13 protein-coding genes are annotated in these 12339 nt (G+C 41.7%); 11 read left to right on the top strand and 2 right to left on the bottom strand.

Going from position 1 to position 12339, the window contains the following annotated elements; genetic code table 11:
- Nucleotides 1-20 precede the first annotated feature (20 nt).
- Nucleotides 21-629 carry a DUF2975 domain-containing protein gene (locus ACWPVZ_RS05270; RefSeq protein ID WP_073688474.1) on the top strand — a complete coding sequence of 203 codons (609 nt, stop codon included), beginning with the start codon at nt 21-23 and terminating at the stop codon, nt 627-629.
- A 9-nt stretch (nt 630-638) separates the two neighbouring features.
- Nucleotides 639-851, top strand: coding sequence for a helix-turn-helix domain-containing protein (locus ACWPVZ_RS05265; RefSeq protein WP_414341193.1), 213 nt, complete (start codon nt 639-641; stop codon nt 849-851).
- A gap of 49 nt (nt 852-900) precedes the next feature.
- Here the strand turns inward: ACWPVZ_RS05265 and ACWPVZ_RS05260 are convergent, their stop codons facing one another.
- Nucleotides 901-1044 carry a hypothetical protein gene (locus ACWPVZ_RS05260; RefSeq protein WP_171966960.1) on the bottom strand — a complete coding sequence of 48 codons (144 nt, stop codon included), beginning with the start codon at nt 1042-1044 and terminating at the stop codon, nt 901-903.
- A gap of 3 nt (nt 1045-1047) precedes the next feature.
- The gene (locus ACWPVZ_RS05255) at nt 1048-2013 is read right to left on the bottom strand and encodes an asparaginase (protein WP_060972674.1); all 966 of its coding nucleotides are present in this window, start codon (nt 2011-2013) and stop codon (nt 1048-1050) included.
- A 73-nt stretch (nt 2014-2086) separates the two neighbouring features.
- Between ACWPVZ_RS05255 and ACWPVZ_RS05250 the strand changes: the two genes are divergently transcribed.
- The 9 genes from ACWPVZ_RS05250 to ACWPVZ_RS05210 all read left to right on the top strand — a co-directional run bounded on the left by ACWPVZ_RS05250 (nt 2087) and on the right by ACWPVZ_RS05210 (nt 12336).
- A complete protein-coding gene (locus ACWPVZ_RS05250; protein WP_049545361.1) occupies nt 2087-3472 on the top strand; it encodes a Cof-type HAD-IIB family hydrolase in 1386 nt (461 codons plus the stop codon).
- A 117-nt stretch (nt 3473-3589) separates the two neighbouring features.
- Nucleotides 3590-4807: a DUF6574 domain-containing protein gene (locus tag ACWPVZ_RS05245; protein ID WP_454381236.1), complete on the top strand. Its 1218-nt coding sequence runs from the start codon at nt 3590-3592 to the stop codon at nt 4805-4807.
- A gap of 46 nt (nt 4808-4853) precedes the next feature.
- The gene (locus ACWPVZ_RS05240) at nt 4854-6581 is read left to right on the top strand and encodes a zinc ribbon domain-containing protein (RefSeq protein WP_414341197.1); all 1728 of its coding nucleotides are present in this window, start codon (nt 4854-4856) and stop codon (nt 6579-6581) included.
- A 216-nt stretch (nt 6582-6797) separates the two neighbouring features.
- Complete coding sequence (locus ACWPVZ_RS05235; RefSeq protein WP_037598460.1) at nt 6798-7244, top strand: LytTR family DNA-binding domain-containing protein; 447 nt, start codon at nt 6798-6800, stop codon at nt 7242-7244.
- A gap of 4 nt (nt 7245-7248) precedes the next feature.
- A complete protein-coding gene (locus ACWPVZ_RS05230; RefSeq protein ID WP_414341198.1) occupies nt 7249-7944 on the top strand; it encodes a hypothetical protein in 696 nt (231 codons plus the stop codon).
- A 96-nt stretch (nt 7945-8040) separates the two neighbouring features.
- On the top strand, nt 8041-9078 hold the full coding sequence (locus ACWPVZ_RS05225) for a S66 family peptidase (protein ID WP_414341200.1): 1038 nt from the start codon (nt 8041-8043) through the stop codon (nt 9076-9078).
- A gap of 355 nt (nt 9079-9433) precedes the next feature.
- On the top strand, nt 9434-11032 hold the full coding sequence (locus ACWPVZ_RS05220) for an Hsp70 family protein (RefSeq protein WP_414341202.1): 1599 nt from the start codon (nt 9434-9436) through the stop codon (nt 11030-11032).
- Complete coding sequence (locus tag ACWPVZ_RS05215) at nt 11029-11541, top strand: hypothetical protein (protein ID WP_414341204.1); 513 nt, start codon at nt 11029-11031, stop codon at nt 11539-11541. The genes ACWPVZ_RS05220 and ACWPVZ_RS05215 overlap by 4 nt, the downstream gene beginning before the upstream one ends.
- Nucleotides 11542-11550: 9 nt before the next feature.
- A complete protein-coding gene (locus ACWPVZ_RS05210) occupies nt 11551-12336 on the top strand; it encodes an ATP-binding cassette domain-containing protein (RefSeq protein ID WP_037602569.1) in 786 nt (261 codons plus the stop codon).
- The last annotated feature ends 3 nt before the right edge of the window (nt 12337-12339 follow it).

Here is a 12339-nt window from a genome sequence, read left to right as displayed (position 1 = left end):
ATTTACAATCGAGGTAACACATGACAACTATCTTATTCTATTTTTTAATCGTCCTAGCCTTGGCTGGCTCTAGTTATTATGGTTGGAAATCGGCTAAAAGTGCTAAAAATCGTCAGGAGACGCAAGAACAAAAACGACTTCGTAGTGTTCTCCTGTTCGTTAATGTCCTCCTTTTTGCGGGCTTTTTAAGTCTTGTTATTACCATTCTTAATGACGCCTTTATTCTGACTGGTCATGAAGGACTCTTACAACAAGGTTGGCGTATGCTTCTTGGTTCGGGAGTTACCGTGAAAAGTACTAGCACTAGTCTGACACTTTTTGCAGCAACCATTGATTTCCTTCGTATGGTAGTCAACATAGGTTTCTTGTTGTGCCTACGTGCCTTTCTGATTAACCTTTATCGTTCTGATATTTTCATCGCTAAAAATGCTAAGTTGGTTCGTTGGTCAGCGCATTTGCTCGTTCTTGGGGCTTTTATCAATAATGGTATCTTTACATTTGGAACTGGCAACCAGAGTTATAGTTTCTTTAACATCAGTTATTTGCTAGTTAGCTTTGTCCTCTATGCTGTCGCTATGATTTTGACTAAGGCTAATGCCATTGCTGAGGAAAATGAGTACACGATTTAGGAGGGGCTTATGATTATTGTCAATTTGGACGTTGAACTTGCCAAGAAGAAGATGCGCTCGGGCGAGCTGGCAGAACGGATTGGTATTACCCCAGCCAATCTCTCGGTTCTTAAGACAGGCAAGGCCAAGGCAATCCGTTTTACAACACTGGACGCCATTTGTAAGGAATTAGATTGTCAACCAGGAGATATTCTTGAATATAGACCAGACGGAGAAAACTAAAAGCCTGAAGCAGTTCAGTCACCTTTCTGGTGACCATGCTTCAAGCTTTTTATTTTTTCTTCAACCATGCGACTAGGGCTAGACTGGCTAGCACGGTACCACAGACCATGGCGATATGTGTTTTTGAGATGGTTAGTTCATAGTGGAAATCTTTATTTTCCAATTTATCGGTTGCTTCAATGCTAAGTTTCATGTCTTATCCCTCGATATAATCTTTCATTTCTTGGCCTTTTAGTCCGGCACTGAGTGCGATGAGGAGTTTGAGGCGTGCCTTTGGTGCATTGAGTTCTTTAACAAACATTACGCCAGCTTCTTGGAGTTTGACCCCACCCCCTTCATAGGCGTAGACAGGTTCGGCGATACCGTTGAAACAGCGGGAGACGAGCACAACAGGGACTCCTTTGTCCATAAGCTTTGTGATTTCTCCTGCAGCTAGTGGTGGGAGGTTTCCAGCACCCAGGGCTTCGATGACGACACCGTCAATCTTCTCAGGATCCAGGAGACTGATGATACCATCTCCAATACCCATCCCTGCATAGGCTTTTATGATTGGTACTGTTCCTGTAATTTGTTCCAAATCAAAGCGAACACGAGGCTCAGCAGTTTTGAACCATAGGATATCATGCTTCATGATGATGCCTAGTGGACCATGGGTTGGTGTGTGGAAGGTTGCCACGTTTGTGGTATGGGTCTTAGTCACATACTTGGCTGCATGGATTTCATCATTCATCACGACCAGGATTCCTTTGTCAGCGGCCTTGTCATCACTGGCAACACGTAGGGCTGATAGATAGTTGTAGACCCCGTCGCTTCCTAGCTCGTTTGACGAACGCATGGCACCAGTTAGAACGATTGGAATCTCAGGGACGGCCATGGTATCTAGGAAGTAGGCTGTTTCTTCCAGGGTATCTGTCCCATGAGTGATGACCACACCATCATATTGACCAGCTGTTTCCTTGATTTTTTTGTAAATATCCAGCATGTGGTAGGGTGTGATATGTGGGCTTGGGATATTAAGAAAATCGAGTACGGTTAGTTCTAAATTATCTAAATCAAGTCCCACATGGTTCATGGGATTATCAGCGTTTTGGCTGACCCTGCCATCATTATCCGCTGACATGGAAATGGTCCCTCCAGTGTGAAGGACTAGGATTTTTTTTATCATTTATACTACTCACTATCATATTTATGTTATAATTTATTTTAGCATAAAATGTTAGAAGGAGGGGAGCTCTGTGGCCATTAAAGCAGTCTTTTTTGATATTGATGGGACTTTTCTAAATGACCGAAAACGCGTGTCTAGTTCAACCAAAAAAGCCATCAGTCAAATGAAGGAAGATGGTATCTTAGTTGGTTTGGCAACAGGTCGTGGTCCAGGATTTGTCCAGCCTTTCATGGACAATCTAGGTCTGGATTTTGCAGTCACTTATAACGGTCAGTATATTTTGACTCACGACAAGATCCTTTATCAAAACCAGCTCCCTAAATCAACAGTCTACAACTTGATTCGCTATGCCACCAAGCACCGTAGAGAGATTTCTCTAGGGACTAGTACAGGTCTTGTTGGTTCCAATATTATCAGTATGGGGACGAGTAAGTTTGGACAAATCGTCAGCCGTATTGTCCCTAAGTCCTGGGCTAAGATGGTGGAGCGTAGTTTCAAGTCTTTGATTCGTCGTTTCAAGCCACAAAGCATTGAAACCCTTAAAACTATCATGCGTGAGCCTATTTATCAGGTAGTTATGGTAGCGACGGTGGGTGAAACACAAGATATTGAAGAAAAATTTCCTCATGTGAAGATTACCCGCTCAAGTCCTTACTCAGCCGATATTATTTCAGCGGATCAATCTAAGTTGAAAGGTATCGCTCATCTAGGTGAGGTTTTTGGTTTCGAACTCAGTGAGGTTATGGCCTTTGGGGATTCGGAAAATGACCTAGAAATGCTGTCTGGCGTCGGCGTTGGTGTTGCCATGGGAAATGGTGAAGATGAACTGAAAGACCAGGCTACCCATGTCACTGATACTAATAACCAGAATGGGATTGCCAAAGCCTTGTCACACTATGGTTTGATTCACTTTGAAACAGAGAATTCATTTACTAGTGATGATGACAACTTCAACAAGGTTAAGGATTTCCACCATTTGATGGATGGCTCAACTACCGATATGCCTCGTGTTTACGGTATTGAGGAAGCTAGTCACCGTTCGGACTTCAAGTTGGAAGAAATTGTCGAATTCCTCTATGCTTCATCAGGTGGGGACAAGCGTGTCTTTGGTCAGGCTGTTCTGGATTTGCATGCTGCTCTTGACAAGGCAGCGCTTAAAGTTAGTTCTAAAGAGCACTCAGAGTCAACTATGGTTGGTCAGGTGGATGCATTGACTGACTTGCTTTACTTGACCTATGGCTCATTTGTCCTTATGGGTGTGGATCCTAAGCCTTTCTTTGATACTGTTCATGAGGCTAATATGGGTAAAATTTTCCCAGATGGCAAAGCTCACTTTGATCCTGTGACTCACAAAATTCTTAAACCAAGTGATTGGGAAGCGCGATTTGCACCAGAACCACACATTAAACGTGAGCTAGATCGTCAGATTCAAAAATCTCTACAAAGAAGTAAATAAGAAGTTATAAAGGTTTGGACAGTTTGCTCCGAACCTTTTTCTAATAAAAATGACATTTATTAATGGCTTTATTTGTGATAAAATAAAGTCATTCTATGTATTTTTAAGGAGATTATTATGACTAAAGCAGATTGGTTAGATTTTTTTGAAGCCATCAATGGTCGTTCAGCGACTGAAGAAGAAATTGCAGCAGCACTTGCAGCTGGTGAGTTCCAAGATGACGCCCCAGCAGTAGAAACTGCTCCAGTACAAGAAGCACCAGTTCAACCAGCTTTTGCTAGTGCCCAAGAAACACCAGCACAAGAGGCGCAACCACAGCCAACTTTCGCTGGTGCACAAGAAGCGCAACAACAACCGACTTTTGCAAGTGCACAAGAAGCACAACCGCAAGCTCCTTTTGCAAATGCACAAGAAGCACAACCGCAAGCTCCTTTTGCAAATGCTCAGGCTGCTCAAGCACAACCAACCTTTGCAGGGGCTCAAACAGCTCCAGTCCAAGGAGTGCCAAATCAAGCAGCGCAACCACAAGCTGGTTTTGTGAATGCTCAAGCTGGTCAACAACCAGCTTTTGCTAACGGTCAACCGCTTCAACCAGGTCAAAATGTTCAATTTATCAATGGTCAAGCTGTAGTTGTTCCAGCGCAACCATCAGCATTTGCGACAACTTTCAAAAACTATTGGACATGGTTGCTTAATGCATGGCGTCGTCCAGCTGACATGACAGATTATGGTAAGCACAATGGTTGGCTTAACTACATCTTCTTGTCACTCTTGACTGGACTTGCATTCTTTGCAATTTTGAGCGCTGTTGCACGTAAAGTTGTTAGCTCAATTGTGTCAACCACAAATGTACTGTCTAGTATGTTTGGTTCTTATGGAACAGATGCTTACTCATCTCCAGTTTCAAGTCATACATCTAGCATTGGTTTTGGAGCCTTCTTCGCAAGTATCCTAGCTGCCTTCCTCTTTATCTTTGCCTTTATCTTGGCAGGATTTGTGACACGTAAGGCCATCTTCCGTGACCCTGAGACTACTTTCTTGAATAGCTTTGATCGTTTTGGTCGTTTGACATCATTAGCCTTGCCAATCTTGCTTGTAACAATCTTGTTGGGAGCTATTGGACTTGTTGCCTTCCCAGGATTCTTGTTCTATGTTGTTTACTTCTTATTTGCAATTGCTAATCTATTTACAATTGTTCCTGTAACAACAGCGTGGAAGGCTGATAAGTTCTATCAAATGATTTTGGCAGCACTTTTGAATGGTGTGATTTTGTCAATCTTGTTTGCAATCGTATTTGCTATCATGTCATCATTTACAGTAGGTCTTCTATTCTAAGTAAACCTCTGACGATTTTTGAAAAAGCAAGTTTATAGGAGTCTTTATGGCAACAAAAGAAAAGTGGATTGATTTATTTGAAAAGGCAGTTGGTCGTCCGCCCCATGCTTTGGAGATTGAAGAAGGCCAGAAAGCAGACTTTGACTTAAAGGCTATTAAAGGCATTTCGGCAATGGGCTTGGACCAAGAAGCCACTCCTTCTGAACCAACAGAAGAAGTTGATGAGTATGACGTTGCCGAGGAAGTGTTTGAAGATGTACCGCTTGGTGATGAAGAGGAAACGACTCCTTTAGAAACTGAGGAGCTTGCACCAGTATCTCAAGCAGATCAAGGTCAAGCTGAAGAAAATTCAGAGGCCACTTCTAAAGAAGCACAAGCCATCTGGATGAAGGCTTTTAAAACCTATGTTGGACGTCAACCTCTTCCTGAGGAATTCTTACTTGGTAAGTCTTCAGGTTATGATGTGTCAACCATCCATCAGTTTATCTCAGATGGTAAGGCTGCGAAACCAGCCAAGCCAGCCATGGCTAAAGGAAAGAAAATCCTGATTATTGCTGGTGTTGTTGCAACAGTCTTAGCGCTAGCTGGTTACGGCTTTGGTTCTTATTACTACTCACGTGGTCAAGTAGCAGAGCGTTATGAAGCAGCAGCTAAGAAGAGTTTTAAAGATAGCTTGGAATACCAAGTATGGTCTGATACTAAAAAGAAAATTAAAACATCCGAAGTCAAGTACACAGACACTAAAAGTACACAAGCCTATAGCAAGAGCCAACTCCTGTCTGGCGAACGTATGCAAAAGGTTGGACGTCAGTTCCTTATTTTTCCTAAGTGGAGAGTCGTGGTAGATCCTGGAACGGTTGATTTAACCGTTAATACAGCTGATTTGAATGTGACTATTAACGGAGTTTCTTATGCTACTACAGATGGCAATAACTACACGGCTAAATTGAACCATCTCTATCCAGGTACTTACAATTTTGTGGCTTCTGGTAAGGTCAATGATCAAGATATCACGGTCTCATCTGAGGAAAATGTTACTTCTAAAACAGAAGTCAACCTTTCTGTAGAGTATCTCAGCTTTACCGTTAAGTCTAATCTTAAGGACGGAGACCTCTACGTTGGTGGTACCAAGGTTGGAACCCTCAACTCAGGGAAACTAGATGTTAACAAGGTAGCAGTAGCAGGTTCATCAGCTGTTTATGTTAAGAAGAATTTCGAAGATGGTAGCTCTATTAAAACAGAGACATTGTCTATTAAGAAAATCTCTGAAGGCCAAACGGTTACTCTTGATGCTGATGGTGTTCTTGACCGTGATACGGCAGATCGTCTAATGACTGCTGCTTATGGTAAGTTTGGTAGCTACGCATCTAATCACAACACGACACCAGATGGTGTATCCGACATTTTCCTTAATGGTACTGATGATACCATGTACAAGGATGTAACGGCTGATATTGATAAAAATACTACAGGTGCCAAAAACCGAGCCGCTGATAGTATTACTTTCTCAGACGTTGACGTCACAGAAGTCGTTCAGACTGGTGAGAAGACCTTCAAGGTGACCTTCACTGCAGTTTATGATTTCTATTATGGTTATGATTCGAAATTCAAGTCATCAGGAGATATCAAAGATAAAATCTCATGGTCATGTAATGTAGAATATGTTGGTGATGATAGTGACTCTAGCAGCAATGGTTCTAACTACAGCGACTACCGTATCAATGGCAAGGCTGGCGAATCACAAAATGTGAGTCGTGAAAATACTGTGAAATAGTAGCTGCTTTCTCATAGAGCTAGTCATTGTTGAACTGATTACAAATAGGAGGTTAGTCCTCCAGACTAAAAAATGAAGAACTTGGCAATTGCCAGGTTCTTTTGTTTGTCTGTTATTACCTCTTAGGGGCTAAACCGTGCCACTTACCTAAAAGGCCTTGTTTTGTGTAAAGCAGTTGTTATAATGGAAGCATCAAAAAGACAGGAAAGGAGTATTATGAAAGTTAGAATCGAATTGGACCCATCCATGGATGAGCCTGAAATCTTGATTCGAGCTCCTCGGTTAACACAGGAATTGGCCCAGCTCCAAGAGTCTATTCTAAAGCAAAAGTTAGTCCCTTTAGCCTTTTACAAGGATCGAAGCGAATATTTTCTGGATTTGGCAAATATTCTCTTTTTTGAAACAGACGGGGAAAAGATTTTTGGACATACCAAGGATGAGGCCTATGAGGTGAAGCAAAAGCTCTACGAATTAGAAGAGTTGCTCCCGATTGCCTTTTGTCGGATTTCCAAATCGACGATTGTTAATGCTAAGCAGATTTATTCTTTAGAGAAGTCTTTTTCGGGGACTAGTACGGTGAATTTCTATCAGACCCACAAGCAGGTCCATGTATCAAGACGCTACTATCAAGTTTTAAAAGAACGACTAAACGAAATGAGGTAAGATAATGAGAAAGAAATTAATTGGGATCCTCTTGATCCTTTTGGCAGCTTTGGTAATTGTACAAGACTATTTTATAAAATGGGAAATTAGTATTTGGATGTTGGCCTGGGTAGTCTTATTGGCAATTTTGTCCCTTTCTAGTCTTTTGAAGCGACATTTTGGTCTTGGTTTCGCCTATGGCATTGTGGCTCTATTTTCACTTAATGGACAGTTCCATTTTCTTCCAGTATCTAATTCGGTCCTTATCTTTTCTTCGATTCTTGCAGTTATTGGCTTGAACATTCTCTTCAATCCTTCTAGTAAAACAAAGAATCGCTTTGGACTGGGTTCTACTGGCTCAGACGCTAATAATGGTGGAAATGATATTGATGTCACTTTTTCAGTAGTGACCAAATATCTCAATGACCAGCAATTTACGCATGGGAGTGCGGATGTTAGTTTAGGACAGGCTTCCGTTTATTTTGATAATTGCCGTATTGAGGGGCCATCTGCTCAGTTTGATGTGGACGTTTCTCTTGGTAGTCTTAGCCTCTATGTGCCCAGTGATTGGCGGGTGCATGTGAATGTGGATAACTCTCTTTCAGCTGTACAGCATGAGGAAAATCCTAGTAACTTAACTAACAAGGATTTCTACATCAAAGGTGATGTTTCCTTGGGTAATTTAGAAATTATTTATGTTGGTGAGAATGCGATTGATTAAGTTAGTGGAGGGAACATCTGATTAATATAATACCTATTGTTTTATCTCATCTCCTGTGATAAGATAGGCTCAATCTATTTTCAGGAGGGACAAGACATGGTTTCTACTATTGGTATTATAAGTTTATCTAGTGGGATTATCGGTGAAGACTTTGTCAAGCACGAAGTGGACTTGGGTATTCAACGTCTCAAGGACCTCGGACTCAATCCTATCTTTTTACCTCATTCGCTAAAAGGCTTAGATTTTATCAAAGAACATCCTGAAGCTCGTGCAGAGGATTTGATTCATGCCTTTTCTGATGATAGCATCGACATGATCCTATGTGCCATTGGTGGAGACGATACCTATCGCTTGCTACCCTACCTCTTTGAAAATGACCAACTACAAAAGGTTATCAAACCAAAGATTTTTCTCGGTTTCTCGGATACAACCATGAACCACCTCATGTTGCATAAGCTAGGGGTCAAGACTTTTTACGGCCAATCATTTTTAGCAGACATTTGTGAGTTAGACAAAGAAATGTTGCCATATAGCCTCCACTACTTCAAGGAATTGATTGAGACGGGAAGAATCTCGGAAATTCGCCCTAGTGACGTTTGGTATGAGGAAAGAACTGACTTCAGTCTCAAAGCCTTGGGAACTCCTCGTGTCAGCCATGCAAATACAGGTTTTGACTTGTTACAAGGCAATGCCCAGTTCGAGGGGGAAATCCTCGGTGGTTGTCTTGAGTCTCTCTATGATATTTTTGACAACTCTCTACACGCAGATAGCACAGACCTCTGCCAAAAATACAAACTTTTCCCTGACTTATCCGACTGGGAAGGAAAGATTCTATTGCTAGAAACAAGTGAAGAAAAGCCTGAACCTGATGATTTCAAAAAAATGTTGCAGGCATTAAAAGAAACTGGGATATTTGAAGTCATTAGTGGACTCTTGGTCGGGAAACCTATGGATGAAACCTTCTATGACGACTATAAGGAGGCTTTAATGGACATCATTGATAGCCATATCCCGATTGTCTATAATCTGAATGTCGGACACGCAACTCCAAGAGCAATTGTCCCCTTCGGAGTCCACGCCCATGTAGATGCAAAGAAGCAAGTCATTCGCTTTGACTATAACAAAGAAAGCTGAGGTGAGATTCTCAGCTTTTTTTAGAAAGTAGGAGTATCTTAGTTGCTATAAAGCATGACACTTTAAGTAGATAATACTCCTGTATTTATAAGTTCATCCAGTCTATCAGATTGATTGACACTCAAGGGAGTGGGACAAGGAACAATTTTTAAAAAGTTGTTCGGTCCTACTCCCTTTTTTCCTATTTTATAGTCTCTTTATTTGTGATAATATAGTATAGTGAAAAAAACTAGACTGGAATAACTTTACTCTTTTGGAGTTTTATGTGACAGCGATGAATGGAGACAATCTAAGCGGATGCCTGCTTGGAGCTATAGTCAAGAAAACTCAAAATGAGGCTAGAAGGGAAATTGTTATGAGAAAAAAAGCGATTGGTATTGATTTAGGAACAACGAATTCCGTTATGGCTGTTGTTCGTGAAGATGTGCCAGAGATTATTCCGATGGGGACGAATGACGATCAGGTCTTGCGTTCAGCGGTTTACTTCTCAAATATTAGTGGCCAAAATCATGTATCTTTTGGTAAAGAAGCCATCGAGCGTGGGACAGAAATCGGAAGTACAGAAAACTTTAAATTTGACTTCAAACGTGACATCGGGCGTCCGATTGCCAGTGATACACCAGACCACACACGTGTTAATTCTATTATTCTTTCGGCCTTGGTTTTGAACGAATTCCGTAAACGCGCCTATGTCGTTGGTCAGGAGATGGGACAAGCAGACGGTATCAAGGATGCTGTCATCACCGTGCCTGCCTACTTTACGTCAGATCAACGTGCGGCAACGAAGAATGCTGGTCGTATCGCGGGATTTAATGTCTTGCGTATTATCAATGAGCCTACAGCTGCGGCCATTGCCTATGCCCACACTAAAAGTGCTCAAGGAAATGTCTTGGTCTTTGACCTTGGTGGAGGAACTTTTGATGTTACCATCATGCGCGTGGCTAATCATGCCTATGATATTTTAGCGACTGACGGGAATTCACGCCTTGGTGGGATTGACTTTGATAAGCGTCTTGTGGGCTACATCATGCAGGAGTTGGAAAAACAAGGGGTCAATATGACTAACCTTTCCGAGAAGGAAAAAATTCAACTTCAATATAAGGCTGAGCAGATTAAGACTAGTCTATCTGTGAATGACCAAGCTCTCTATGAGCATTATGTCAATGGTCAAGGTTACGGTGTCTTGATTACTCAAGCAATTTTCAATGAAATTACCTTGGACCTCCTCAAAGATACTGAAATCAAGGTACAATCTACCCTTCAAGCGTCTGGCTTGAAATGGGAAGAAATCGACCATATCCTGCTTGTGGGTGGTTCAACACGTATGCCAATGATTCGTCAAATGATTCGTTTGATGAGTGGTTTGGAACCTAAGTTTGACCTTAATCCAGACACTATCGTGGCACAGGGGGCATCTATTTTGGCCGACCTTATTGTCAATAACGAGGTTAGCTTCTCTGAGCACCAGGATGGTAAGACAACTGAGACAGACAGAGTAGTTATCAAGGATGTGACCTCTCAGGGAATAGGTCTGCTCTTCAAGAAAAATCCAAACAAGAACTACAGCTTTGTGGGTGACTACTATAATAGTGTCGTGGTTCCACGCAACTCGGTCTTGCCTTTGGCAGTGACCAAGGATCTCTTTGCAGTCGTGGATGGACAGAGTAAGCTCAAACTTCGTATCACAGAAGGAAATTATGAAAATCCATTTGCTGTAAAGATTTTGGGACAAGTGGAAGGACAAGTGCCACAACCTCGTCAGAAAGGCGAGCTTTTGGCACAAGTCACCTATGCCTTCGATTCAGAACAAATTGTTACCGTAACAGTGTCTGATCCTCGAAGCAATACTGTTGTGGCACGCTTTTCAGTCAACGCACAAGTCAACCAAACCCAAGAAGTGGTTAAGGAAGACTTATCAGAACTTCAAGCTATTTTTGCTAAATTCATCTCATGATAGACTACTACAAAGCAATTGATACAGAGACAGGACAGGAAGTACCTTATTTAAGAGAGGTCAGTAACCGTATCTCTCCAGAGATGTCGGCTCAAGATTGTTTCGTGGCACTTTCCTTTTTACGTGAAGAGCTGGAGGAGCTCTGGACAAATGGTACCTTGGACAAAGAGGGAGAGCGTTTGCGTAGTGAGCTCTACACTATTCGCTCAATCTTTTTCTCAGACCATGAGAAGTTACAATACGACCGAAAACTCAGACAGGCTCAGAGAAAGGCATTGGAAGCTGAAAAGGGGACGACCACTGATACTAGCAATGTAACAGGTAAAAAGGAAATCCCTTTTGAACCTGTTGCGGTGACTCAGACTAAAGAGTCATCTCTTAAAAATTACCTCTTTGCGGCCTTCGCCTTTGTGATTCTACTAAGCTTGATTCTCTTTTTCAATATCAATGTCATCGTTCTTATTATCGGAGCCATTCTAATTGTGGCTTTGATGTTACTTATGTCTTAGGAGATATTAATGGAAACCAATCAATTAACATTTGAACATATCTGTTTCAAATATAAGGGAAATGATAACCAGCTCTTTACAGATTTGGATGTTACTATGGAGACTGGCCGAGTTGTCGGTATCTTGGGTGCCTCTGGTTCAGGGAAAACAACCTTAACTGAGATTCTCCTTGGCCAGCTTAAACCAACCTGCCAACAATTTCGTATTTTAGAAAATGGCAAACCTGTGACTGCTGGTTCACGCTCTTGGTCCTATGTGCCCCAACAAAATCTTCTACGTGAGTACCTCAAGGTATCTGAGACCTTTGATTTTTATGCGGACCATCATCTGAAAGGAAGTGGTAAGCTGACTAAAAAGCATCGCATTGCAGGGATTATGGATGATTTAGGGCTGACGGAATTTGCAAACAAGAAGATTTCAGAGCTTTCTGGTGGGCAAAAACGCCGTGTCTCCATTGGTATCGAGCTTCTTAGCCCTAGTCCCTACTTTATCCTTGATGAGCCGTCTTCAGGCTTGGATGCTCTTAGTGACCGTAATCTCTTACGTACCTTGAAAATTTTGGCTAAATCAGCTAACAAGTCTATTGTGGTTATTACCCACAACACAGAAAATTTGGCTATTTTTGACAAGATTATCTTCTTGTCTAAGGGACGTCCGACATTTGCAGGGACCTATGAAGAGTTGCTTTTGGAATACAAGACTAGCGATCCTTATATGATTCGTAAATATATGGATATGAATATCGCAGATGTCTACCAAGAGCTCAATGCTTCAACACGTATTTACAAGATTTAGGGA

The sequence above is a fragment of the Streptococcus sp. Marseille-Q6379 genome (assembly GCF_965119505.1).
Note: the sequence above shows the minus strand (reverse complement) of the source record. Positions and strands in the feature narration are given on the sequence as shown.